The sequence below is a fragment of the Gordonia sp. DT218 genome (assembly GCF_049847105.1).
GTDB lineage: Bacteria > Actinomycetota > Actinomycetes > Mycobacteriales > Mycobacteriaceae > Gordonia.
Genome location: NZ_JBNCNS010000004.1, coordinates 13,593 through 37,593, shown reverse-complemented (window position 1 = coordinate 37,593; position 24,001 = coordinate 13,593). Strand labels below are relative to the sequence as shown.

General features: G+C 66.6%; 20 protein-coding genes. 12 read left to right on the top strand and 8 right to left on the bottom strand.

Going from position 1 to position 24,001, the window contains the following annotated elements; genetic code table 11:
* Window positions 1-6: 6 nt before the first annotated feature.
* The 5 genes from ACPXCG_RS15525 to ACPXCG_RS15505 all read left to right on the top strand — a co-directional run bounded on the left by ACPXCG_RS15525 (window position 7) and on the right by ACPXCG_RS15505 (window position 6,277).
* Window positions 7-984: a VOC family protein gene (locus ACPXCG_RS15525; RefSeq protein ID WP_425792887.1), complete on the top strand. Its 978-nt coding sequence runs from the start codon at window positions 7-9 to the stop codon at window positions 982-984.
* A gap of 40 nt (window positions 985-1,024) precedes the next feature.
* Window positions 1,025-2,047: a fumarylacetoacetate hydrolase family protein gene (locus ACPXCG_RS15520; protein ID WP_425792886.1), complete on the top strand. Its 1,023-nt coding sequence runs from the start codon at window positions 1,025-1,027 to the stop codon at window positions 2,045-2,047.
* Window positions 2,037-3,035 (top strand): cyclase family protein, encoded by a 999-nt coding sequence (locus ACPXCG_RS15515; protein WP_425792885.1) that lies wholly within the window; start codon window positions 2,037-2,039, stop codon window positions 3,033-3,035. Before ACPXCG_RS15520 ends, ACPXCG_RS15515 begins: the two co-directional genes overlap by 11 nt.
* 206 nt (window positions 3,036-3,241) lie before the next feature.
* Window positions 3,242-4,414, top strand: a complete 1,173-nt coding sequence (locus ACPXCG_RS15510; protein ID WP_425792884.1) for an alpha/beta hydrolase family protein — start codon at window positions 3,242-3,244, stop codon at window positions 4,412-4,414.
* 117 nt (window positions 4,415-4,531) lie between these two features.
* Window positions 4,532-6,277 carry a DUF222 domain-containing protein gene (locus ACPXCG_RS15505; protein WP_425792883.1) on the top strand — a complete coding sequence of 582 codons (1,746 nt, stop codon included), beginning with the start codon at window positions 4,532-4,534 and terminating at the stop codon, window positions 6,275-6,277.
* 40 nt (window positions 6,278-6,317) lie between these two features.
* Here the strand turns inward: ACPXCG_RS15505 and helR are convergent, their stop codons facing one another.
* From helR to ACPXCG_RS15475, 6 genes are all read right to left on the bottom strand, one after another.
* Window positions 6,318-8,471, bottom strand: coding sequence for an RNA polymerase recycling motor ATPase HelR (helR, locus tag ACPXCG_RS15500; protein WP_425792882.1), 2,154 nt, complete (start codon window positions 8,469-8,471; stop codon window positions 6,318-6,320).
* A 253-nt stretch (window positions 8,472-8,724) separates the two neighbouring features.
* Window positions 8,725-10,308, bottom strand: a complete 1,584-nt coding sequence (locus ACPXCG_RS15495; RefSeq protein ID WP_425792881.1) for a GMC family oxidoreductase — start codon at window positions 10,306-10,308, stop codon at window positions 8,725-8,727.
* Window positions 10,309-10,677: 369 nt separating this feature from the next.
* A complete protein-coding gene (locus ACPXCG_RS15490) occupies window positions 10,678-11,334 on the bottom strand; it encodes a TetR/AcrR family transcriptional regulator (protein WP_425792880.1) in 657 nt (218 codons plus the stop codon).
* Between the two features lie 9 nt (window positions 11,335-11,343).
* On the bottom strand, window positions 11,344-12,663 hold the full coding sequence (locus tag ACPXCG_RS15485) for a competence/damage-inducible protein A (RefSeq protein WP_425792879.1): 1,320 nt from the start codon (window positions 12,661-12,663) through the stop codon (window positions 11,344-11,346).
* Between the two features lie 321 nt (window positions 12,664-12,984).
* Window positions 12,985-13,239, bottom strand: a complete 255-nt coding sequence (locus ACPXCG_RS15480) for an acyl carrier protein (protein WP_425792878.1) — start codon at window positions 13,237-13,239, stop codon at window positions 12,985-12,987.
* A 132-nt stretch (window positions 13,240-13,371) separates the two neighbouring features.
* On the bottom strand, window positions 13,372-14,229 hold the full coding sequence (locus ACPXCG_RS15475; protein WP_425792877.1) for an LLM class flavin-dependent oxidoreductase: 858 nt from the start codon (window positions 14,227-14,229) through the stop codon (window positions 13,372-13,374).
* Window positions 14,230-14,347: 118 nt separating this feature from the next.
* On the opposite strand from ACPXCG_RS15475, the gene ACPXCG_RS15470 reads away from it, so the two are divergent.
* The 4 genes from ACPXCG_RS15470 to ACPXCG_RS15455 are packed head-to-tail and all read left to right on the top strand — an operon-like array spanning window position 14,348 to window position 17,532.
* The gene (locus tag ACPXCG_RS15470) at window positions 14,348-15,130 is read left to right on the top strand and encodes a hypothetical protein (protein WP_425792876.1); all 783 of its coding nucleotides are present in this window, start codon (window positions 14,348-14,350) and stop codon (window positions 15,128-15,130) included.
* Window positions 15,114-15,590 carry a glutathione peroxidase gene (locus ACPXCG_RS15465; RefSeq protein WP_425792875.1) on the top strand — a complete coding sequence of 159 codons (477 nt, stop codon included), beginning with the start codon at window positions 15,114-15,116 and terminating at the stop codon, window positions 15,588-15,590. The genes ACPXCG_RS15470 and ACPXCG_RS15465 overlap by 17 nt, the downstream gene beginning before the upstream one ends.
* Before the next feature lie 47 nt (window positions 15,591-15,637).
* Window positions 15,638-16,279, top strand: a complete 642-nt coding sequence (locus ACPXCG_RS15460; protein WP_425792874.1) for a GntR family transcriptional regulator — start codon at window positions 15,638-15,640, stop codon at window positions 16,277-16,279.
* On the top strand, window positions 16,276-17,532 hold the full coding sequence (locus ACPXCG_RS15455) for an MFS transporter (protein ID WP_425792873.1): 1,257 nt from the start codon (window positions 16,276-16,278) through the stop codon (window positions 17,530-17,532). The genes ACPXCG_RS15460 and ACPXCG_RS15455 overlap by 4 nt, the downstream gene beginning before the upstream one ends.
* Window positions 17,533-17,674: 142 nt before the next feature.
* Here ACPXCG_RS15455 and ACPXCG_RS15450 read toward each other — a convergent pair whose 3' ends face one another.
* Together ACPXCG_RS15450 and ACPXCG_RS15445 are read right to left on the bottom strand one after the other, a co-directional pair.
* Window positions 17,675-18,898 carry an NAD(P)/FAD-dependent oxidoreductase gene (locus tag ACPXCG_RS15450; RefSeq protein ID WP_425792872.1) on the bottom strand — a complete coding sequence of 408 codons (1,224 nt, stop codon included), beginning with the start codon at window positions 18,896-18,898 and terminating at the stop codon, window positions 17,675-17,677.
* A gap of 121 nt (window positions 18,899-19,019) precedes the next feature.
* On the bottom strand, window positions 19,020-20,216 hold the full coding sequence (locus ACPXCG_RS15445) for an ROK family transcriptional regulator (RefSeq protein WP_425792871.1): 1,197 nt from the start codon (window positions 20,214-20,216) through the stop codon (window positions 19,020-19,022).
* A 51-nt stretch (window positions 20,217-20,267) separates the two neighbouring features.
* Here ACPXCG_RS15445 and ACPXCG_RS15440 point away from each other — a divergent pair, with 51 nt between their 5' ends.
* The 3 genes from ACPXCG_RS15440 (at window position 20,268) to ACPXCG_RS15430 (ending at window position 23,980) form a co-directional block, all read left to right on the top strand.
* Entirely contained in the window at window positions 20,268-21,449 is a 1,182-nt protein-coding gene (locus tag ACPXCG_RS15440) for an MFS transporter (protein WP_425792870.1), read from the top strand.
* Window positions 21,450-21,545: 96 nt separating this feature from the next.
* Window positions 21,546-22,733, top strand: coding sequence for a DUF1214 domain-containing protein (locus ACPXCG_RS15435; protein ID WP_425792869.1), 1,188 nt, complete (start codon window positions 21,546-21,548; stop codon window positions 22,731-22,733).
* A gap of 20 nt (window positions 22,734-22,753) precedes the next feature.
* Entirely contained in the window at window positions 22,754-23,980 is a 1,227-nt protein-coding gene (locus tag ACPXCG_RS15430; RefSeq protein ID WP_425792868.1) for a sulfotransferase family protein, read from the top strand.
* Window positions 23,981-24,001: the final 21 nt, after the last annotated feature.

Sequence of the window (24,001 nt, the reverse complement as noted above, 5' to 3'; positions counted from 1 at the left end):
CTCACCATGACCACGGACACCATTCACGACACCGACCCCGACGCACCCTCGCAGTACGCGTTCACCCATCTGCGTCACATCGGCATCGCCGTACCGGAGCACGACAAGCAGGTCGAGTTCTACACCCAGAACTGGGGCCTTTCCGAGGTCGGTACCGACGGTGACGTCACCTATCTGGCCGCCGAAGGATCGCCCGAGAAGTACGCGGTACGGGTTCGCCGATCCGCGGACAAGCGTCTCGACCTCATCTCCTTCGGCGCCGCCGACGACCAGGCCGTCGACGATCTCGCGTTGCGCCTGGGACGTTCCGGCGTCGACCTGATCGGTGAACCCGGCACGCTGCAGACACCAGGCGGCGGTTACGGTTTCCGCTTCTTCGACGTCGACGGCAGGACGATCGAGATCTCCGCGGATGTGGCTGTCCGCGAGCACCGCAAGATCGAAGCGGGGGAATCCATCCCGGTGAAACTGTCGCACGTCGTGATCAACACCCCGGACCCCGAGGCGACGGTCGCCTTTTACGAACGCCACTTCGGATTCCGCGTGTCGGACATACTCATGCACCCCCGGATGGGCCGGATGATGTGGTTTCTGCGCACCAACGCGATGCACCACTCGCTCGCCATCGCGCGCGGGCCGCACGTCGCGCTGCACCACGCGTCGTTCGAGTTGCGTGGCATCGACGAGTACATGAGAGGTACCGGGCGGTTGCTGCGGTCCGGAACCGAGAAGATCTGGGGCCCCGGCCGACACATGGCCGGCAACAACACCTTCTCCTACTTCCTGGACCCCAACGGGAACACGATGGAGTACACCACCGAACTCGAGATCCTCGATGAGGACACGTGGCATCCGCACCTGCTCGACTTCACCCGGCCCGAGGTTGCCGACCAGTGGGGCACCGCGAATGCGATGAACGAATTCGTCGCGAGCCGGTCCTTCAACGATCCGGACAAGGGACTGTTCGTGGCGCCGCCGGTGTGACGCGACTTCACGACAACTTCGTCAGAGAGAGGACAACAGCATGAGATTCGCGACCGTCACCGTAGACGGCGACACGAGCGCCGCGGTGGTCACCGATGACGCCGTCCACCTCCTCGGTCAGGGCAGGCAGATGCTCGACGTGATCGGGCAGGGTCTCGATGATGCATTGGCCGAAGGTGCTCGCGCCGTTGCGCGTGGCCGTCGCATCGGCCACTCGGATGTTGCGTTCGAGGCTCCCTTGCAACCGCCCAGCATCCGGGACTTCGTCACGTTCGCCGAACACGTCGAAGGTGTTCGTGCGTCCATGCAGGGGGCAGACGGCGTACCTGACGCCTGGTGTGACGCACCGCATTTCTACTTCACCAACCCGTATGCGGTGGTCGGTCCGGACGACGTCGTCAGGGCCCCGGGTGGCTCCGAGCAACTCGACTTCGAGCTCGAGGTGGCTGCGGTCGTCGGTACCGCGGGCAGCGATGTCGCGGTCGGTGCGGCCGCCGATCATATCTTCGGCTACACCATCCTGAACGATTGGTCGGCGCGCGACCTGCAGCGACGGGAGATGGAGATCGGACTCGGTCCGGCCAAGGGCAAGGATTTCGCGAACTCGCTCGGCCCGGTCATCGTGACCGCCGACGAGTTCACCGATCACGTCGACGACGACGGGTTTCTGGACCTCGCCTGCACCGTGCGCGTCAACGGCGAGGAAATCGGTTCCGACGTCACCGCCAACATGGGCTGGTCGTTTGCGGCGATGGTGGCTTTTGCCTCGCGGGACAGCGCGGTCCGGCCCGGTGATGTGCTGGGTTCCGGGACCATCGGCAACGGGGGGTGTCTGGCCGAGCTATGGGGTCGCCGCGGCACTCTCGATCCATTGCCTCTACAGCCCGGTGACGTCGTGGAGCTGACCGTCGAGGTCATCGGAACTCTGCGCAACACCATCGGCTCGCCACGGCCCGCGGGAGTGCCGCTGCCGGTACCACGCACCACAGATCAGCAACGTCGTCGGGCCGAGCACGCCGGACAGCCGCTGACCACGACAAGAGGAATGGCACATGACCGCTGAGACCACCCGGCCATCGTCGACGGTTCTGGATCGAACCGACCCCGAGGGCGCGATCGCCGCTGCGGCGGCTCGGAACTCCAACTGGGGCCGGTGGGGTGAGGACGACGTTCACGGCACCCTCAACCACATCACCGCCGCCGACCGGCTGCGGGCGGCTGGTTTGGTGCGAACCGGGGAAACACTCAGTCTTGCATTGCCGTTCGACATGGACGGTCCGCAGAAGGGGTGGCGACGACGCACCAATCCGGTGCACACCATGCTCGACACCGGCATCGAGGCAGAGGCCGGGATTCAGGGATTCCCGCACGGACTCGGTGGGGCCGACGACGTGATCGCGATGCCGCTGCAGTGCTCGACGCAATGGGATGGGCTGGGCCACATCTTCGATCACGGTCGGGCGTGGAACGGCAGGCGATCCGGTCAGGTGGTGACCTCCGAAGGCGATCGGGTCACCGGCATCGAGACCGCAGCCGAGCGCATGGTCGGCCGCGGGGTGCTCCTCGATGTCGGGCGGGCGATCGGCGACGACGGGGAACTACCCGACGGCTTCGCGATCCTGCCCGAGCATCTAGACCGGACCATCGCCGCGCAGGGAGCCGATTCGGCCGTCGGTCGAGCCGACTTCCTGTGCGTGCGCACCGGCCAGCTCACCCGTGCCCTGCGCGACGGATGGGGCGAGTACGCCGGAGGGCCTGCCCCGGGTCTGTCGTTCACCACCGCGGATTGGTTGCGCGAGCACGACATCGCCGGGATCGCCACGGATACGTGGGGATTCGAGGTGCGCCCGAACGAGTTCGACGTCGCGTTCCAGCCTTTGCATCAGGTGGTGATCCCCCATATCGGGCTCTATATCGGCGAGATGTGGAACCTCGACGGACTCGCCGCCGCATGCCGCGCGGACGGTCGTTTCGAGTTCATGCTCGTGGCGCCACCGTTGCCGATCACCGGCGCCGTCGGGTCGCCGATCAACCCGATGGCCATCAGGTGAGGCCGCCGCTGGTCGAGTAGCTCGAGAGGGGCGTGCTCACCACCGTTGGTCGAGTGCCCGCGAACGAGCGGCCCACCCCACCGTTGGTCGGGTAGCCCGCGAACGAGCGGCCCACCCCGCTGGTCGAGTAGCCCGCGAGGTACGAGCGAGCGTATCGAGACCACCTCCACAGCGAAATCTTTCACCACCACACCCAGGAGTAGACGATGTTCGAATATTTCACCGGCAAGAATTACGTATGGAACTTCGCGGTGGTCGGCGCGCTCAACAGCGGCGGACGGATCGACGAGGTCGACCGGGCCTGCCGCCCCCTCCTCGACATCGCCAAGGGCAACGAGGACGTCGGCACCGTCGACTTCCTGAACTCATGGACGGCGATGGTCGATCAGTTGGTGTCCGCCGCCGACGACGACGCCAAGAAGGGGCACGCGCGTACAGCCGGGCAGGCGTATGTGCGGGCCGCCAACTACCTGATCACAGCGGAACGTATGCAGCAGGCCGGTACTCCGGAACGGGAGGCGACCTATCAGCGGTGCCTGGACCTGATGGAGCTGTCCTTCGAGCTGAACGACCCGCTGACACGTCGTGTGGCAATCCCCTTCCGCGACACCACTCTCCCCGCATACTTCACCAAGCCCGCGACCACCGACGGCCGGCCCACCCCGGTGATGATCCAGTGGAACGGTCTGGACAGCACCAAGGAGCACATGTATGTCTCGGAGCACAACCAGGAGTTGGCCGAGCGCGGTATCGCGACCCTGATGGTCGACACCCCGGGATCGGGTGAGGCACTGCGCAAGCAGGGGCTCACCTCGCAGGTGAACTCCGAGGAATGGGCCGCCGCGTGCGTCGATTTCCTGGAGGCGGACCCCACCATCGACGCCTCGCGGATCGGTATCGTCGGCTGGTCGCTCGGCGGCTATTACGCGCCGCGTGCCGCCGCATTCGAGAAGCGGCTCGCGCTGTGCGTCGCCTGGGGTGCCAACCACAATTGGGGGCAGGTGCAACGCCGCCGTGTCGAGCGCGAGGGAGAGCGCCCGGTGCCGCACTACTGGGATCACGTCATGTGGGTCTGGGGCGAGACCGACCTCGATGCCTTCCTAGAGATGGCCGACGGTATCCACCTCGACGGGGTCGTGGAGAAGATCGACGTCCCCTTTCTGATCGCACACGGCGCCAATGATCGACAGATCCCGGTCGACTTGGCGCGACGTTCATTCGATCAGGCCACCAACAGCCCCAAGCGCGAATTGCGCATCTTCACCGCGGATGAGGGCGGTGCCGAACACATCGGCCTCGATGATCTCGGTCATGTGAGCGACTTCGTCGCGAATTGGGTTGCCGACACGTTTGCCGAACTCGACGCTGCGGAGCGGTGACCGGGTGGGGGCATGCGGCGCGTGAACATTGACTGACTGAAGCTCTTGCGCGGGCGCCTCGAATCCTGTTAGACTTCGAACATACGTTCGAACTAATTGGATCGGGGGGTCCGCCACATGAGCGAGTCCGACCCTGATCATGTGGCCATCGATGACGATGACGGTGGCGAGGACGTGGATGTGGCGGCGGTGGCCGGCCAGTGGTTGCCGCAGGGCATGTTTCAGCAACATCATCCGCGCAGTCATGACGAACTACTAGACCGACAGGCCGAATTGGCCACGGCCGCCGCGGCTTCGGTCGGGGATCTGCCCGCCGGTGAGAATGTGGTGGAGCTCTACCGCGAGTTCCATCACCTGCTCGACCGCATCGCCGGCGTCGACACCACCAGCGCCTCGCCCGCCGATCTGGTGGCGGTGGCCGCCGAACACGAACGCGCCGCCCGGCGGATGAGTTCGATCGGACACCGCCGAGTCATGGATGTCTGCGACCGCGACGCCCACACCACCGCCGGCTACCGCTCACTGCACAACTTCATGGCCGAAAAGCTGCGCATCGGCGACCTGCGCCACCGCAAAGAACAGATGGCCGCGGTCTCGCAGATGTACAACCTACACGGCGAATTACTGGCACCACGCCACCCGCAGACCGCCGCCGCGCTGGCCGAAGGTGCGATCGGACCCGACCACGTCCAAACCATCGTGAACACCATGGCACGCATCCCGGCCGCGGTGGCACCCGATCTGGTGGAGGCGGCCGAGGCCAGTCTGGCCTACTTCGCTCGCGACTTCTCCCCGAAAACACTGACCGACCTCGGCGCCCGCATCCTGGGCCACCTCGACCCCGACGGCACCGTGACCGACCAGCGTGACCGCGCCCGGCAACGCCGCCTACTACTGAGCAAACAAGACGCCCAACAGCTCAGCCGCCTGACCGCCACCCTGGACCCGACCACCCGCGCCATGTTCGACGTCGTCCTCGCCGCCTGGGCCGCACCCGGCATGAACAACCCCGACGACAAGCAATCACCCACCGGACAACGCGACCACGCCGACCCCGACGCCCTCGCCGCCGCCGTCACCCGCGATTCGCGCACCCCCGAACAACGCAACCACGACGCGTTACGCGCCCTGCTCGACTACATCCTGACAAGCGGTGGACTCGGCGCCAGCCACCGCGGACTACCCCCACACCTGATCATCGCGATCACCGAACAGGAACTGCGCGAACGGGCCGGCCTCGGCCACACCACCACCGGCGCCTCCCTGCCCATCGCCGACATCGTCGAACTCGCCGCCCACGCCGACCTACACCTGGCCGTGTTCGCCGACCACACCCGCGAAATCCTGCACCTGGGCACCGCGAAACGATTCGCCAACCAAGCCCAACGATTCGCGCTCTTCGCCCGCGACGGCGCCCACTGCACCCACCCCGACTGCGACATGCCGTTCAGCCACACCGACATCCACCACGCCGAACAAGACTGGGCCGAAGGCGGCCGCACCGACATCGACGCCCTCGCCGCCGCCTGTCCCACCCACAACCGCATGGTCGGACACAAACCCGGACAATTCACCACCCACATCGTCGCCGACGGACCCGACGCCGGCCGCCCCGCCTGGACCCGCAACACCAACGGCACCGGACCACCCAACCCACCACGCATCAACCGGCGCAACCACATCGCCGACACCCTCCGACACCACCTGCGAAACCACGGACTCTCAGGTGACACCCCCACGCGCCCAAAAGAAGTGGCCCCACCCGACTACCGATACGGCGGACCCCTGCGCTTCACCCGACTCGTACACGACGGAATCACAGTCGAAATCCTCACACCCGACGACCTCGACCTGGTTCAGTAGCTGTCGACCTGGTTCACGTGGCCAGCGCGCGTCCGGTCGTTCATGACGTGCCACGCAGGATCACCAACTCCTGCGTGGCCCGCGTCATTGCGACATAGCGATCGACCGCACCTTCGATGCCGCTCCCGAACCCCTCTGGATCGATGATGACGACCAGGTCGAACTCGAGCCCCTTCGTATGTTCGGGTGTGAGGGACCGCACCCGCGGACGCTCGACGAACGTGGGATCGCCAATGACACAGACGGTTCCCTCGTCGTGTGCGGCCAGCCATCGATCGAGAATCGCGTCGCGCTCGGCCGCGGGGCCTTCGACGACGGGGATGCCGCTGCGACGGATGGACGTGGGCACATTCGCGTCGGGGAGCTCCGCGCGGATGGCCGGTTCGGCCACGGCCATGACCTCCTCCGGTGTCCGATAGTTCACCGACAGGGATGCCATGGTGACCTCGCGGACCCCGATCCGTTCGAGCCGCTCCTGCCAGCTCTCGGTGAACCCGTGCCGCGCCTGGGCGCGGTCACCGACCACGGTGAGACTTCGAGAAGGGCAGCGGGACAGCAGCATCTGCCATTCCGCGTCGGTCAGCTCCTGCGCCTCGTCGACGATGAGATGGGCGAACGGGCCGGCGAGTGCATCCGTATCCATTGTCGGAGAGGCGGTGTCATCCACGAGGCTGTTGCGCATGTCCGCGCCGCGCAGCATCGGCATCACCCCCTCGCCGTCGTCATGGGTGTGGGCGTCGAGAAGATCGGTCACCACCTGATCCATTCGCTCCCGCTCGGCGGCCAGCACCGACTCACGCCGCCGTCGACGGACCGAGGCGGTCGCGTCGCCGAGACGCAGGCGCGCCGCGTCCAGGAGAGGCAGATCCGACACCGTCCACGCGTTCGGAATCCGGCGCTGGAGCGTCCGGACCTCGCCGGGGGACAGCTGGGGAGCGCACATGCGCAGATAGGCTGGAACCGACCACAGGTCCCCGACGAGATCGGCCGCTTCGAGCATCGGCCAGGATCGGTTGAAGGCCGTGACGAGTTCATCGTGCTGCGCCAACGACTTACGCAGTCGCGCCTTGGGCACGCCGCCGCCGCTGTGCTTGTCGAGGATGATCGAGACCAGCGACTCCCACACCTCGTCGCGGCCCTCGTTGTGCGGAGTGCCCGGCTCGGGGGCCCCGAACGCCTCGGCCCAGTCGGCGGTGGTGACCCAGACCTCGGACCACGGGGTCTCGACCAGAAGGGGATCGGTGGGCGGCTCCTCGTAGAACCGGACAGCAGGTCCGATTGCCGCGATCATATCCACCGACGCCTTGAGGCGGGCAACCTCACGATCCGTCTCATCCGACGCCGACATACCCTCGGGTAACAGATCACGCAGGGTGCAGGTCTGCACACTCTCCTCGCCGAGGCCAGGGAGCACATCCGCGACATAGGCGAGATAGGGCTCGTGGGGTCCGACCACGAGCACGCCTCCCCGGTTGCCGGCGAAACGCGGATCCGCGTAGAGGAGGTAGGCCGCACGGTGCAGCGCGACGACGGTCTTCCCGGTCCCTGGGCCGCCGTCGACGACGAGTGCACCACGTGAACTCGCGCGGATGATGGCGTCCTGGTCTGCGGCGATCGTGCCGAGGACGTCACGCATCCGCGGTGACCGGCTCGCGCCGAGACCTGCGATGAATGCCGAGTCGTCGTCGAGGACGACATGACCGTCGAGACCTTCGGTGGAGAACACCTCGTCCCAGTAGTCGCTGATCCGGCCGTGCGCCCACCGGTATCGTCGCCGGCTCACCACATCCATCGGGTCGGCGTGGGTCGCGGCGAAGAACGGTGCCGCGGCGGGCGTGCGCCAGTCGATGAGCAGTTGACGGCCGGTCGCGTCGGTCAGGCCGATCCGGCCGATGTACTGGGGCTCGTCACCATCGATGATCACCCGGCCGAGGCAGAGGTCCAGGCTGTAACGACGCAGTGTCCGCAACCGCTTGCCGAGTTGGTGCACCTCGAGGTCGCGGTCCAACGCCTGGCGCCCGTGACCTCCGGGTGCCCGACGCAGGACGTCGAGGCGTGCGGACAGGTCGGCGATGGATTGCTCCAGGCGGCGGGCCATCGCGGCGAAGTGCCGCTCGTCGTCGGCGATGAGCGTCGGGTTGGCTTTGGCAGGGTGACGGGTCAGGTCGAACGCACTGGTGGTGCTGGGCGGCATGTGTGGCGACTCCGGAGGTCGGTGAGGCCGCCGGTCGGGGAAGTGTCGGGTGGCGATTGCCCTATGCGCGTGCACATCTCGACGCCGTCAACGGTGACGGCTGCTCCCGCTGCGGCGGTGGTCCATCTCCCCGGCGGTGGGGAGGTAACCATTGTGCCCGGCACCCCCGCCCTTGCGGCAAGCCCGGGGCCGCGCTATAAGTTGGAAGGGGCGGAGGTGTGATTCCCGCCCTTCCCCTTTCGCCCGATCCCGATCAGATGGTCGTCCCGACGTCCTTGGCGACGATGTTGTCGAGGGCGCGCTCGGCGAGCGCCGCGATGGTCATCGACGGGTTGCAGGCGGCCGCGGTACCGGGCAGCAGCGCGCCGTCGATGACGTACAGGCCACGCTGGCCGTGCACCCGGCCGTCGAGATCGCAGACAGATCCCATGCACGCACCGCCCAGGCTGTGCCACGTGCTGTTGACCACGGCGTTGGTATCGATGAGTCGTCCGGTCGGCCCGGCGATGCGTTTGGCGGTGGGTTCGATGCTGTTGAGGTGGATTTTGGAATCGCCGTTCTTCGGCCACTTCAGGAAGGCATCGCCGCGCCCCGAGTCGAAGGCGAAATGTCCGCGATCCCGGCTGACGCCGTAGCCGACCATCATGGTGCTGTGTGCGTCGATGGGCATCGGCGGGATGGCTGCCTGGATGACCGTGTGTGCCGTGCTCGCGTTCTTCCAGTTCAGCGAGCCGTAAACCACCGGCCCGCCCTGCTCGGTACCGAAGGCGTCAGTAGGGCTGTTCCACACGTAGATCCGGTCGGCATTCGTGCCCCATCCGCGTCCGACGGCGTCGGGCAGATCGGGGATACCGCCGTTGGCGGCAGCTCGCACGAGCAGTCGGGTGGTGTGCACGCTGCCCGCGGCCATGACCAGGGTCGGGGTGGTGAGGATCTTCCGTTCGAGCACCTTGCCGGTGAGATCCGTGCGGTCGACGTGGACCTGCCAGTGGCCGTTCGCCGCGCGAGCGACGTCGGTGACCTCATGCATCGTCTCGATTGTCAGTAGCCCGGTGGCCTCCGCCGCCTTGATGTAGGTGACGTCCACGCTGTGCTTGCCGCCGTTGTTCACCCCCATGGCACCGGCGCCGTTGGTGTAGGACGGCTTCATCTTCCCGTGGAGCTCGGCGAGTGCGTAATTCCAATCGATCGGCATCGGGATCTTGGAAACGGGAAGGCCCGCGCGGCGCGCGTTCCGGGCGAACACACGTGCGGCGAGATAGTTCTTGCTACGGATCAGGGCGTCGGGCGCCGTCTCGATCTGCAGCATTCGGGCCACCCGCGGGTAGTACACCCGGTTCAGAGTCTGCCAGTCGAGTTGTTCGGGCAGGTACTCGTTGAACACGTGCTCGGCGGGCTGCAGCGTCATCCCCTGGTAGACCAGCGATCCACCGCCGAGGCCTGCCGGGGCCAGCGCCGTCATGTTGTCTCCGACGACCGCATCGACGAGACCCAGATAGGGCTCGAATTCGAACTTCGTGCCGAGGATCTGGCCGGTCGACTTGTGCCACAGGAAACGCTTGTCCGGGGCGGTCGCCAGCGGAAAGGTGTTCGAGTTGGGGCCCGTTGGCCATCGTTTTCCGCGTTCGAGCATCAGGACCGGAACACCCGCCTCGGTGAGTCGCAGGGCGGTGACCCCGCCACCGAATCCCGACCCCACGACGATCGCCCGATGATTCTCCCGGGTCAGCCGAACGCCGCGACCGGCGCCGGGGGCCGCGGTGGCCGTGGCAGGGAGAAGGCTCGCAGCACCGGCCACGGCTGCGCCGGTGAGAAACGAACGTCGGGTCACAGTCATCGGTGAAACTCCTTGATCGCGCCAGGATCTGACGTCATGCGGACAGATTGCAGGTGCCGTTCCACCGCGTGTGGTGGCGGGCGACGGGTCCACGCCTGAGGTGTGCCAAAGGCTGTTCGACGTTCCCCGTGGCGATCCCGGCCATCCACGAGCCGCGTTCGGCATCAGGACCGCTTGTGACCCCCATGCGGATTCGTCTCGGCCGATCGTCTGTTGATCTCGCTCGGCACGGTGATGTTCCCCCCTCCGCGACCGGCAGTCAGCGACGACCAACCCGAATCATGATCAGTCATGTGACTGAGATATAAAAGGCTTTGAGCCGATACTGTGACTCGGTTCACAACCCGAACGAGCCCGGTGAGTGAGTCGTCAGGGATTCTTCGTCGGCGCGAGCCAGAGGCCGACGGCTCCATCGATCAGGAGATCGCAGTGGTCAGACCACCTGTCGGCGACGCTCGCTGCTTCCGTGGGCGACTCCTCGATCGATCGCTCGATGTCGGCCAACGAGTGGATGATCATGTTCTGGGACATGCTCACCCGCGCATCCATGACGCGCTTGGGAATCGTCGGAAGGACCCGGTAGAACCCTGTCATCACCTCCGTGAGCGGGTGCGACACGGCGACGGACTCGTACAGCAGAGACCCGGTCTGCGGATCGGCCGCCATGTGGGCGCAGAACCGTGCGTAATACGACGTGGCGCCCAAACTGACGAGGTGTTCGATCTCGGGGCGGATCAGGCATTCGATCCAGTCACGAACGTCGGCGGCCTCCCCGAGATCGCCGAGTCGTTCGCCCCGGATCACGTCGATCCGGGCGTTGTGCGTCTCGAGGATGGCTCGGATCAGACCTGTCTTGTCACCGAAGTGATGCCCGACCGCGTAGTTGTTTCCCTGCCCGGCGGCCTTGCTGATCTGTCGACTCGACACGGACGCGATCCCATGCAGCGCGAACAGTCGCTCGGCCGTCACCAGCAACCGCTCCTGGGTCCGTGCCGTCTGGTCACTCCGCGATGCCACCACGAACATGATGATGCCTCATGTTCCGCGGGTGTCGTCGGGCGCGGGCTGCTCGCCCTTCTTACTCCCGGCCACACCGTCCGCGATCAGGTGCATTGCCGCAGTGGTGGCGAGCGCACGGACCGACGCACGATCGCCCGGGAACCGCCGGGTGACGGTCATGGTGGGTTGTCCGGAGATCGCGACGCCGAAGCAGACCATGCCGACCGGCTTGAGTTCGGTTCCGCCGCCCGGGCCGGCAACGCCGGTCGTCGACACCGCCGTGTCGACGTCGAGGCGGCGCAGTGCGCCCTCGGCCATCGCCGAGGCGACCGGTTCGCTGACGGCACCGTGCTCGGCGATCAGTGCGGCCGGGACGTCGAGGAGACCGGTCTTTGCCTCGTTCGCATACGACACCACTCCGCCGACCACATACGCCGACGACCCGGACCGATCGGTGAGCCGTGCCGCGATCATGCCGCCCGTGCAGGATTCCGCGGTCGCAATCCGGCGGCCGGCGAGTGCGGTCGCCACCTGATCGTCGATCGTCGTGCCGTCGGTCGAGAAGATCTGTCGTGAGTGGGCGTTCCTGATCAGCTCTGCCATCTCGGCGTAGGCGGGCGCATGATCGGCCGCAAAACGGGTGACCATCTCGACCTCGCCCTGACGCAGGCAGGTGGTGATCTCGAGTCCGTCGAATCCGGAGATCTGGTCGTTGGCGGCCCGCAGGGACTCGGCGAGCTCGGCTTCGGACAGTCCGTAGGCGCGGATCGTCTCCTGTCGCGACTCGGTCCGTGCGGACAGCGCCGCGGTCATCGGTGCCGTCTGCAGCGCATCGGGCCACATCGCCTGTAACTCCCGCGGCGGACCGGGAAGTACCAGGATCGCCGGCCGGGCGCCGCTGCCGGCGATCGCGACCCCGGGGGCGGTGCCGGTCGGCGGGATCGATTGTGCGCCTTCGGGTACCAGGGCTTGCTTGCGAATTCCGGCGCGGGTGGGTCCGGACGTCGCCTCGCCGGCGGGGCGACGCTGCCAGCGGCGGATGATGTCGGCGATGTGGGCCTCGAGTTCGATGTCGAGGGCCAGTTCGAGTCCGCAGAAGTCGGCGACCGTCGCGACGGTGAGATCATCGGCGGTCGGTCCGAGTCCGCCGGTGGTGACGATGAGATCGACCTCTTGGTCCGCGAGGAAACGCAATTGGGCGGCCAGGTCGTCGGGGCGATCGCCGCAGACCGTGATGTGTGCGACGTCGACGCCCAGCGCCAGCAACCGGGTCGACACCCACGGTCCGTTCAGATCCGTCACGCGGCCCGTCAGGACCTCGGTTCCCGTCACCAGTATTCCTGCGCGAACACTCACGGGACCGAGCCTACTGCGACGGTGGCCGGCGGGCCGCCACAGCACCGCGGGTCAGATGCTCAGCCGCCGGATCCGGGTCGCCGCCTCATCCCGGCCGCAGCAGACGACGTCAAAGCTCCAATCCCTCACGGACGCTGCCCCATCCGCAGTCACGTGCGCGGGTTCAGCTCGGCGTCCGACTCCATGCAATCGAGCAGCTCTGTCCCACGACGCCGTCGACTTGCGTATGCCCAGTTCTTCGGCGATTTCGGTGACGCCGGCGTTCCCGGCTTTCCGATGATCTCGAGAACGGTCAGTGTCCCCTGTGCGGGTCCGGTCGGATCAGCAGCCGAGCTTCTCGATGTAGTCGATGATGCCGTCGACGGTGGTGAGCGTCCGGGTGTCCCGATGCGGAATGAGGATGTCGAAGACCTCCTCCAGCTGGACGGTCAGGTCGACGGTCGAGATCGAGTCGAGGCCGTACTCGGACAGCGGGGTGGCGGCGTCGAGTGCGGTCGGTGGTAGCCCCAGCACATCGGCGACGGCCTGCCTTACCAGGATCGAGACGAGTTCATTGGTCGTGAGTTCCGCTTCCATGCTGCCCTCCCCTGAGCACGTCGGAATTGTGAGTCACTTGACTTATCGCCGACGATACTCGATCTGTGTGGCAGGTCACAACCGGGTCGGAGTCCGTACGGATTCCGGTTGTCCGGCCGCGCACGCGTCAGGTCAGGAGAGGCCCCGCTCGGCGATCGCCTCCAGCACCTCCAGGCGTGCCCGGTACGGGTCGGTGTCTCTCGGCCAGTGCACGATCACATCGGTGAATCCGAGTTCGTCTGCCCGGCCGACGATTTCGTCGAACAGTCCGACGCTCTCCAATGAGTTCCGGGGAGATGAGTCCACGCTGAGATACCGGTCGACGGCCTTGCCATCGGACCGAGCGGCCACGGTCTCCTCGAATATCCGGCAATTACGTGCCACACCGCCGAACCAGTCGTCGAGGTCATCCGCGCCTGCGCCGGTTGTCACCCATCCGTCTGCGTGCCCTGCCGCGAACCGGACCGAGCGGGGGCCGTTACCGGCCAAGACAAGTGGGACGCGATCTCGGACGGAGCCGCCCACGAGTCGCATGTCCCGGACCGCGAAGTACTCGCCCTGCGCGCTCACATGGTCGTCGGTCAGCATGCGGTCGAGCAGGAGGGCGAATTCTTGCAGCCGGTCGACGCGCCGGCGAGTCGTGACATCGGGTTGTCCGAGGATCGTGTCGTCCGGTGATCCGCCCGCACCGAGCCCGACCAGCAGTCGACCGTCGGAGATGTCGGCGACGGTCTGCACCTCACGCGCCAGGGACGCGGGATGCCGAAAGTTCGGGGAGATCACAAAGGCGCCGAGGCTGATGCGGGACGTGACTCCGGCAGCGGCGGTCAACGTCGGGATGCAGGAGAACCATTGCGAATCGGGCAGGCCGCCCCACACGAGGTGGTCATAGGTCCATGCATGGTCGAAACCCATCTCCTCGGCACGTTGCCATAGTGGACGTATGTGCCGCCAAGGTCGGTCGGGCAAGATGCAGATGCCGAATCGCATGTTCAGACTCTAGTGCGACGGTCGTGGGTCTCACTACCGTTGAGACGTCCGGCAGGCTCGATCATGGCGTGGGTCGCCGGCGGGAACGAGGCAGCGATGACGCGGTTCGGCCCTTGTCGTGGCAGTGCTGTTGTGCGCCACCACGACTGTCCTCGGCTATCAGTCGAGCGCCCATGCGGCACCGTTCCGGACGGTCGTCGTCGAGCCCGATCTCGCTGCGTGCCACAGTGAGCAGACCGCCGCGAAGAACGTGTCGTGCGCAGTGGCGCTGACGAAGCTGTGGCTCGTCTCCCGGAAGCGGACCTCGGTGATCCCGGAGACGGTGATGGTTCAGAACCCGGGCGCAGGGATCTCGTGGAATATCGACACCGGTGATGTCTGCGTCGTCTATGCCGAACTCGAGAGACTGATCAATCTCGGGCTCCACAACTGTCACAAGACCACGTTCGTCAATCCCGAGACGGATGCTGCTCTCATATCATCGCGAAGCCGGGCCGCGACCACCTTCGTCCACGAATCGAGTCATGGTGTTCAGGAAAGCGTCGGGTTGAAGCCGGTGTCCACCACCGTCTTCGGTCCGGCCGATGAGGTGCGGCGTCTGGAGTTCGCCTGCGACTGCTGGTCGGGGGCCGGATGGAGTTGGCCGATCGGCGAGGTCCACCTGTCGCCTGTCGATCTCACCCAGGCCGTGGCATTCATGTATTCGCTGCCCGACCGGCCGACCGGCCGACCGACCGGCCGACGCACGGCACCGGCGCCGAGCGAGGAAGGGCTTTCCAGCGCGGCATCACCGAGGGGGTCGCGGCCTGCGATGCGATACTGGGCCGGTCCGCCTACACCTAGACGCATCCGCGTCTTCCGATGCGCGACCACGGGGAGAGATCATGACCACCGCCTATGACTTCACCGCTGACGACATCGACGGCAACCCGGTTCCGTTGTCCGGATACGCCGGGCTGCCGCTCCTCGTCGTCAACACCGCCTCGAAGTGTGGATTCACACCGCAGTACCAAGGACTCGAGGCCCTGCACCGCAAGTACTCCGACCAGGGGTTGCGAGTGCTCGGATTTCCGTGTGACCAGTTCGCGCACCAGGAACCGGGCGATGCGGACGAGATCAAGAACTTCTGCTCGCTGACCTACGACGTCACGTTCCCGATGTTCGCGAAGATCGACGTCAACGGATCCGAAGCGCATCCGCTCTATGCGTGGCTGCGTTCGGAGAAGCGTGGGTTGCTCGGTGGGCGGATCAACTGGAACTTCACCAAGTTCCTCATCGGCCGTGACGGCACCGTCGTCGATCGGTTCGCGCCGACCACCAAGCCCGAGAAACTGAGTGGGGCGATCGGCGGACTGCTCTGAGAACACCCCTTGCATGCAAGCTTGTATGCAAGGGGTAAGGTGCCCGCATGACCACGACCACCGGGCCCGTCGCCGCCGAGCGTGCGTATGCCCACACCAAGGCTCGGATCATCAGCGGAGACCTGCCCGGGGGTGCGCTGGTGAGCGAGGGAGCCATCGGCGCCGAGCTCGGGATCAGCCGGACCCCCGTCCATGAGGCGTTCCTCCTGCTCAGTGCCGAGCAGCTGATCGAACTCGTCTCGCGGAAGGGTGCGATCGTCCGGCCGATGACGCACCGCGAGGCCGAAGACGTCCTGGCCATGCGCAAGGGCATCGAATCGGCGTCGGCAGCCCAGGTGTTCGCGACCGGTGGTCCTGCCGAACGTTTTGCCGGCCTGTTCACGGAGAACCTGGAACGGCAGCGCCACCACGTCGACGCCGGGGACGTGTCCGGATTCGTCGCGGCCGACGACGACTTCCACGCGCTGATGGTGGAGGCCTCCGGCAACCCGGTGGCGCAACACTTCTACGAGGAGCTGCGAAGTCGCCAGCAGCGCCTGCGCAATCTGTTGCTCCGCGTCGACCCCGCGAATCTGATGTCGTCCTACGACGACCATCGGGAGCTCGCGGATTGCTTCCTGCGCAGTGACGCGGCTCGATTCGCCGACTCACTCGACACCCATCTCGATCGCTATCAGGGTGCGATATGAGCCTGGGAACGCAGCCACGTTCAGCCGCCGTCGACGTCGCGCCCGGCCGCACGGTCCCGCCATGGGTTCTTGTGTTCGGGGCGGTGTTCGTCTGTTCGTGGGCGGGCAACCAGTTCAGTCCGATGTTGCTGCTGTACAAGGAGGCCGAGCACTATTCGGCCGGGACGGTCACGAGCTTCCTGGGTGTCTATGTGGCCGGGCTCGCACCGGCGCTGATCATCGCAGGTGCGGTGTCCGACCATGTCGGCCGGCGGATTCCGATGTTCTGGGCGGTCTGTTTCGGTCTGGCCGGGAGTGTGCTCCTCGCCCTCGGTGAACTCGGTTCCGTCCCCATCTATCTCGGCCGTCTGGTCTCGGGTATGACGGTCGGCACCGCGATGGCCGTCGGGACCACCTGGCTCAAGGAGATGTCCGGAGCGCCGTACGACATGACCGCCGACGCCGGGTCCGGTGCGCGCCGCGCGTCGCTCGCCTTCACTCTGGGGTCGGCGTTGGGTGCCCTCGTGGCGGGCAGCATCGCGCAGTGGGGGCCGTGGCCCGAGGTATTGCCCTACGCGATCCACGTGGTGGTGACGTTGCCCTTCCTCTGGCTCGTCCGGCGCGCGCCCGAGACGAGCGTTCCCGACGCGGTCCGCCCGCCTCTGCGGACCCGTATGGCGGTGCCGTCGGCTCGGCACCGACGATTCCTTCGTGTGGTGGTCGTTTGCGGCCCATGGCTTTTCGTGGCATGCGGGCTCGCCTATGGATACCTTCCGGTCCTGCTCGGGGATGCGGCCGGTGGACTGGGTCTCGCCTACGCGACGATGCTCAGCGTCATCGCGCTGGTCTCCGGTGCGCTCATCCAGCCGGTCGCCAAGCGGATCGACTCGTCCTCCAGTGCCCGGGGGATCGTGGTCTCACTCGCGACGCTGACCGTCGGCATGCTGGTGATGATGGCGGCGGTGGCGACGGATCAGCTGATCGTCGGTGCGGTGGCCAGCGTGGTCTTCGGAGCCGGCTTCGGAATCGGCCTCGTCTCAGGTCTTCTCGAGGTCCAGCGGATCGCGCCGGCCGCGGACCTGGCCAAGCTCACCGGGGTGTTCTATGCCGTTGCCTACCTGGGGTTCGTCGTCCCGACGATCCTCGCCGCACTGACGCCGCCGTTCACCACCATCGAACTGTTGACGGCACTCGTCGTGCTGCTGGTCATCTCGACCCTGGCGGTGCTCGTCAGCTATCGAAAGCACCTGCCGGCGACCGGCTCGCGGTGGTGAGCATTCCTGCACGGCGCAAACGAGAATCCGAGGGCCGCCGGTGCGGACACGGCGACGGACGGGACCGAGGTGGCCGGGGCGGTGGGCTGAGTCCCGCCCGATTCGACCCGAAAGGCATGGACTCGGATGCTGCCTCCGAGTGTCACGAGATGAGTTCGGCGAGCGCCACATTCGGGTTTGCGAGCTTCTCGGTGTCCACTGAGGTCCGGGCCGTGATGAGTTCCTTGATCCCTTCGAGCTGATCCCAGACGTTGACCTGCATCCCGGCGAGCACGTGGGCGTCGCCGTCGAGCCAGCACACGACGAACTCCCGTCCCGGGACGTCGCCGCGGAACACCACTTGTTCATAGCCGGTCGACAGTCCGGTGTACTCCATGCCCAGATCGAACTGGTCGGTGAAGAAGTACGGGAGATTCGAGTACTCTTCGCTGCCGCCGAGCATGTTGGCGACCGCCACCGCCGGCTGGTTCAGCGCGTTGGCCCAGTGTTCGGTACGCACCCGCGTGTGCAGGAGCGGGTGCTCGGCGTTCGCGATGTCGCCGACCGCGAACACGTCGGGATCACTGGTCTGGAGGCCGGCGCCGACGAGCACGCCGCCGTCGGCGGTCGCCAGCCCGGCTGCCTCCGCGAGTTCGAGATTGGGGACGGCACCGGCCGCGATCAGTACCACGTCGGCATCGACGGTGTCGCCGCCCGCGAATCGGAGGCCCCGGGCGGCGCCGTCCTCGGTGATGATCTCCGCGACCTCGACACCGGTTCGCAGGTCCACCCCGTGTTCACGATGTACTTCGGCGAACACCTCGGCGACCTCTGGCCCGAGGGCACCCAGCAGGGGCTGCGGGGCGAACTCGGCGACGGTCACCTCGGCGCCGCGTTCGCGGGCGCTCGCCGCGACCTCGAGTCCGATCCAGCCGCCACCGACGATGGCGACCCGGGTCTTGTGGGTGATCGCATCGCTCAACCGCTGGGCGTCGTCGATGGTCCGCAAATAGTGGACACCGTCCGCGTCGGCGCCGGGGAGGTCGAGACGACGTGATCGAGAACCGGTGGCCAGCAAGAGTTTGTCGTAGGAAAGGGTGCTGCCGTCGGGAAGACCCACCGACTTGTCCGCGACGTCGATCTTGTCGATGTCGGTTCCGGGGCGGAGGTCGATCCTGTTGTCCCGATACCAATCTCCATCGTGCACGGTGAAGTCGTGGAGGGTTTTCTTGCCCGCCAGGAACTCCTTGGACAATGGCGGTCGCTCATACGGGAGCCGCTCTTCGGCGCCGAACAGCACCACTTTGCCGTCGAAGTCCTTTTCCCGCAGTGTCTCGGCTGCCTTGGCTCCGGCCAGGCCGCCTCCGATGATCACGATGGTTGGCATTGATGTCGCCTCCCTGTGCTGGTCCGAGATCGGTCCGCGTCAGCGTGCGTGGGGGCAACTCTACTCCGGGGAGGCCGCGGAGTAGGGCCCGTTCGCCCGATGATCTGAAGGCCGGATCACGTCAACGACCGTGCCACTCGGCGAGCGCCTCGACCGTCGTGATGTGGTCGACGCCGTACAGCGCGGCACCGTGCAGTGGCCCGTCGTCCCCGTAGGCGCCATCCAATATCATTGGGGGAGAGTCTTTTCGGTACGACATCAGGCCGGCTCGATAGGCAGAGTCGAACTGATCGGTCGCTGCTGCGCGCAGTGGCAGTGCGAGGCCTCCCAAGGTGACCACGTCGGGATCGTGGAGGTTGACGAGACCGGCGATACCTCTTCCCAGGGACGCGGCCACGGTGCGCACGGCGTCTTGCGTCCGCGAATCGGTGTCGGCGTCGCGTCGGTATCGGTCGAGAAGTCGATGGGCATAGGCGAGCGCGTTCTTCGGTGTCGGATCGCCACGATGGGCAGCGAGCGCCCGACCGTCCACGGTGAGGTCCCAGCAGCCGTGGGCCCCGCACGGGCACAGCTGTGACCGGTCCCCGAACGGGATGTGGCCGTATTCTCCGGCGCCGCCGTGCGCGCCGGTCGCCGGTACGCCGTCCACGATCAAGGCGCCGCCGATGCCGACCGTGATGATCAGGTGGAGGGCGGTCCCGACCCCGCGCGCCGAACCGGTCCGCGCCTCGGCCAGCCCGGCGAGGGTTGCGTCGTTGCCCACCAGCACCGGCAGATCGACCTCGGCCGGCAGTGGGTCGGTGAGGCGGGACAGATCCATGTCGGTCCATCCGCGGGGCGTGAACTGCACGAGCCGGTCGTCGCGCATTGTTCCGGCGACCGACACCGAGACCGCCCGGACGCGCTGTGTCTCGCGTTGGTGGATCGTCCGGATCGCATCCGCCATCTCGGCCAGCACGCGCTGCGGGTCGCGGCGGAGCCGTGAAGCCTGCGCCTCCACCTGTGGGATGCCTGTGACGTCGGCGCTCGCCACCCGCCAGCCGGTGGTGGTCAGTTCGGCGGCGACAACCAGCGGGCCGTTCGGATGAGGTCGAAGGATGGTGGTCGGCCGCCCGCGCCCGTGGGCAGGGGCCGGTGCCTCGTCGAGGAGTTCCATCCGTCGCATCCGCGCCAACAGTTCGGTGGCGGCCCCGCTGCCGATCCCCAGTTCCTGGGCGGCAGCGGCCCGGGTGATGCCGGGACGGGTGCGGACCAGGTCGATCAGCCGGGCGGCGGTGAACCACCGCGAAGGCGTCGAACCGGTCGGCTGTGAAGTCACCTGGTCATCTTTCCATTTCAGATAAACTCTGAGTACGAGTATATTCGTCGCGTGGTCATCTCTGCACCTTCGGTCCCGACGCAGCGGGGGGTTCGCCAGAACCTCCCGGCGTTGTTGGCGCTGGCCCTGGCCGGATGCCTCGCCGTGACCACCGAGATGCTGCCGGTCGGTCTGCTGCCGGCGATCGGAGACGCTTTCGACGTCGGCGAGTCGACCACCGGGTTGCTGGTGATGGTCTACGCGACGATGGTCGCGGTCTTCTCCGTGCCGCTGACCATCGCCACACGCCGACTGCCCCGTAAACCGCTGATCCTGGTCACGGTCTGCGCGTACCTGGTGAGCAATGTTCTGATCGCCGTCGCGCCGACGTTCGCAGTCGTCGCGGCTGGACGTGTGGTCGGCGGACTCTCGCACGCCCTGTTCTTCTCCGTGTGCATCGGTTATGTGCCGCGGCTGGTCGAGAGCGGGCAGGTGGGGCGGGGGCTCGCCTTGGTGTCAGGCGGTGCCACCGCCGGGTTCGTGCTCGGTGTCCCGGTCTCGACAGCGCTGGGTTCGGTGGTCGGTTGGCGCAATGCCTTCGCCGCGCTCGCCGTGGTCGCAGCGATCACGCTGGTACTGGTCGCGCGTCTCTTGCCTTCAGTGAGTGGCGCCCCGGCCGGCAGGCGGATCCAGAGGCGCGGAACGCGAACAGATCTCGGGATCGTGGTCTCGTCCAACATGTTGACCTTTGTCGGTCAGTACACGCTCTATACCTACATCACGGTGGTGTTCCTGGCGGCCGGCGCCCACGAGTCGTCGATGGGTCCGATCCTGCTGTTGTGCGGCGTATGCGGCCTCGTCGGCCTCGCCGGGATGGGACGGACGATCGATCGCCATCCGCGCACGACGGTGTTGACCGTCCTCGCGTTGCTCGCCGTCGCGATCTTCGGCGTCTGGCTCGCGCAGGAGTGGTTCGTCGTGGTGGTGATCGCGGTGGCGTTCTGGAACGGTGTGTTCGGAGGCGTTCCCTCGATGTACCAGTCGGCCGCGGTGCGGGCCATGCCCGACGCCCCGGAGATCGCCGGCGCCTGGATCAACGCCACCTCGAATGTCGGTATCGCCCTGGGCGCGGTGGTCGGTGGACGGCTGCTCACGTCTACGTGGGGGATATCGTCACTCTCGTGGTTCGGCGCGACGTTGGTCCTGATGGGGCTCGGGGTCGCGCTCGTCGGAAAGCGTGCGTTCCCCGGGTAGTCGTTCGGGCCGCCAGGCCAGGTGCGTCGCCGAATCCCGCACATCCCCAGTGTCGTTCCCCGATCATGGAATCACCGGGATGACGAGAGGTGGGCGATGAGCGGCAGAACGATTGCGACGGCGGCATTGGGACAGTTCAAGAAGGCCCGGGTGGTCTACCTTCGCATGCGCGGCCGGACCCCGGAGAGTGTAGCCGAGCAGCGGGTCGTCGACGGCACGTCGTGGAATGAATTCTGTGACACCCTGAAGTCGGCCGGCGCGGCCATCGTCTTCCCGGGAGCCCCCGCCGACCCCCTCACGCAGGCGGAGGGCTATCGCTACCTGAGCCGGCTCACCCGCGCCGGGCTCGAGGCCTTCGTCGAGTACGCCGATCCGCGCGCGCCGGTGTTGCGACGCATGATCCACGAGACCGCGAAGATGGGGTCGGACAACCCCGACAACTACTACCTGAACGCCACCGTCGACGGCACGTTCGACTATCGGATCACCGGGACCAGGGGCACGGTCGACTACCTCGGCTTCGGCACGCAGGAGGGGAATTACGGTGAGGGCGGCCAGATGCCGACCACCGGCTACGTGGAGGCGGCAGATCTCGAGATCGGCCCGGACGGACGATTCGAACTGATCCTGAGCGCCACCGGGCACGAGGGTAACTGGCTGCCGATGACGCCCGACACCGGTTTGCTGATCGTCCGTCAGACCTTCGCCGATCGCACCACCGAGGTGCCCGCCGATCTGCACATCGAGTTGCTCTCCGGAGCCGCCACACCCGAACCGTTGTCGCCCGCATCGCTCGACGCCGGTCTCGCAAAGGCGAGTCTCCTGGTGGCCGGCGCGTCGATGCTCTTTGCCAAGTGGGCCAGGGACTTTCAGAAGCATACCAACGAGCTGCCGATGTTCGATCCGGAGCGCTCGACCAAGGCCGGCGGCGATCCGAATATCATCTACTACCACAGCTATTGGCGGCTGGGCCCAGACGAGGCGCTGGTGATCGAGAGCGAGATCCCGGAATGCGACGGCTGGAACTTCCAGCTGGACAACCACTGGCTCGAGTCCCTCGACTATCGGTATCACCCGGTCCACGTCAACAAACACACCGCGAAGTACCGGCCCGACGGTTCGGTGCGGATCGTGGTCTCCCACCGGGACCCGGGACTGCCGAACTGGATCGACACCACCGGCCACGACTGCGGTGCCATGACCTTTCGGTGGATCCGCGCGGCAACGCATCCGCAGCCGCGTACCCGCGTGGTGAGGCTCTCCGAGCTGTCGCTCCTGGACTGACCTGGAATCAGTGGCACGCCATGACCGCAACCTTCGTCCCCTTCCAGCGCAGGCCGATCCGTGCGATCAACCGGATCGGCGAGATGCTCGGCGGGCGTGGCGTGCAGAGCACGGATCTGTCGGCGGACACCTTGCGGCGGCGCGCGGCCGACAGCACCGGCCTGGCCTGGGTGGCCGATGCCCAGACCGAGGAAGCGCTCGACGTATTGTGTGCGTCGATCATCGAGGAGGCCCGTCTCAGCACTTTCGGTGCTCTGGTCATCCGTGCCCGACTGCATGGTCTCCTCACCACGCGGTTGCGGGTGGCCGCGCTGATGCGCACCCACCCGGAGATCACCGCCGCGCCCATCGCACCGCCCATCGTGATCGCGGGTCTGCAGCGCAGCGGTACCACGATGCTCCACCGGCTCATCGCGGCGGATCCGGAGATCCGCGCAGTGGGGTCGTGGGAGGTCATCCATCTCCTGCCACGTAAACGGGAGAAGCCCGGCAGACCCACGGTGCGCGTCGCGCAGACCACCGTGGCCGAATGGGCCCTGCGCTATCTCAACCCGAAATTCTTCGCGATCCACGCCGTGGAGGCCGACGGACCCGAAGAAGATGTTCTGCTGCAGGAGTACTCGCTCCTGTCCCAGGTGCCCGAGGCGATGCTCGACGTCCCCTCGTACGCACGATGGCTGCGCAATCAGGAAATGCACGGCTCGTATGAGTATCTCAAGATCCTGCTGCAGATCCTGCACCTCCAGAACCCGAGGCCGAAGTGGGTGCTCAAGACGCCGGCTCACCTCGAACACCTGGACACCCTGCTCGACGTCTTCCCCGACGCGCTCATCGTCCAGACCCATCGCGATCCGCTGCTCACCACGGCGTCGTTCTCGAGCATGCTGGCGCACGGCCATTCGATGTTCAGCGATCACGTGGACGCCGAAAGAGTTGCCCGGCATTGGCTGTCACTCAACGGTGAGATGGTGAACCGTGCGCTCGATGTGCGCGCGCAGCGACCGGGCGCGTTTCTCGACGTCCGGTACGACGATTTGGTCGAGGACCCGATGGACCAGGTGGCACGCATCTACGCGGCGGTCGGTTTCGAACTCACCGACGCCATCCACGCACGGATGGAGCAGCATCGATCCGGGCACGGTCAGCACGCGCACGGCGTGCACAGCTACACCCTGGAAGAGTTCGGCCTCACCGTCGCCGAGGTCGAGGCGGTCTACGCGCGATACCGTGCGGAATTCGATCTCTGATCCGCGTACTTTTCCGCTGGT

Bases quoted from the DNA above. Each gene is read 5' to 3' on its own strand.
- ACPXCG_RS15430 (WP_425792868.1), top strand. From the start codon at position 22,754: ATGACCGCAACCTTCGTCCCCTTCCAGCGCAGGCCGATCCGTGCGATC.
- ACPXCG_RS15475 (WP_425792877.1), bottom strand. From the start codon at position 14,229: ATGCGATTCGGCATCTGCATCTTGCCCGACCGACCTTGGCGGCACATA.
- ACPXCG_RS15515 (WP_425792885.1), top strand. From the start codon at position 2,037: ATGACCGCTGAGACCACCCGGCCATCGTCGACGGTTCTGGATCGAACC.
- ACPXCG_RS15455 (WP_425792873.1), top strand. From the start codon at position 16,276: ATGAGCCTGGGAACGCAGCCACGTTCAGCCGCCGTCGACGTCGCGCCC.
- ACPXCG_RS15505 (WP_425792883.1), top strand. From the start codon at position 4,532: ATGAGCGAGTCCGACCCTGATCATGTGGCCATCGATGACGATGACGGT.
- ACPXCG_RS15520 (WP_425792886.1), top strand. From the start codon at position 1,025: ATGAGATTCGCGACCGTCACCGTAGACGGCGACACGAGCGCCGCGGTG.
- helR (WP_425792882.1), bottom strand. From the start codon at position 8,471: ATGCCGCCCAGCACCACCAGTGCGTTCGACCTGACCCGTCACCCTGCC.
- ACPXCG_RS15450 (WP_425792872.1), bottom strand. From the start codon at position 18,898: ATGCCAACCATCGTGATCATCGGAGGCGGCCTGGCCGGAGCCAAGGCA.
- ACPXCG_RS15490 (WP_425792880.1), bottom strand. From the start codon at position 11,334: ATGTTCGTGGTGGCATCGCGGAGTGACCAGACGGCACGGACCCAGGAG.
- ACPXCG_RS15495 (WP_425792881.1), bottom strand. From the start codon at position 10,308: ATGACTGTGACCCGACGTTCGTTTCTCACCGGCGCAGCCGTGGCCGGT.
- ACPXCG_RS15510 (WP_425792884.1), top strand. From the start codon at position 3,242: ATGTTCGAATATTTCACCGGCAAGAATTACGTATGGAACTTCGCGGTG.
- ACPXCG_RS15435 (WP_425792869.1), top strand. From the start codon at position 21,546: ATGAGCGGCAGAACGATTGCGACGGCGGCATTGGGACAGTTCAAGAAG.
- ACPXCG_RS15525 (WP_425792887.1), top strand. From the start codon at position 7: ATGACCACGGACACCATTCACGACACCGACCCCGACGCACCCTCGCAG.
- ACPXCG_RS15480 (WP_425792878.1), bottom strand. From the start codon at position 13,239: ATGGAAGCGGAACTCACGACCAATGAACTCGTCTCGATCCTGGTAAGG.
- ACPXCG_RS15465 (WP_425792875.1), top strand. From the start codon at position 15,114: ATGACCACCGCCTATGACTTCACCGCTGACGACATCGACGGCAACCCG.
- ACPXCG_RS15460 (WP_425792874.1), top strand. From the start codon at position 15,638: ATGACCACGACCACCGGGCCCGTCGCCGCCGAGCGTGCGTATGCCCAC.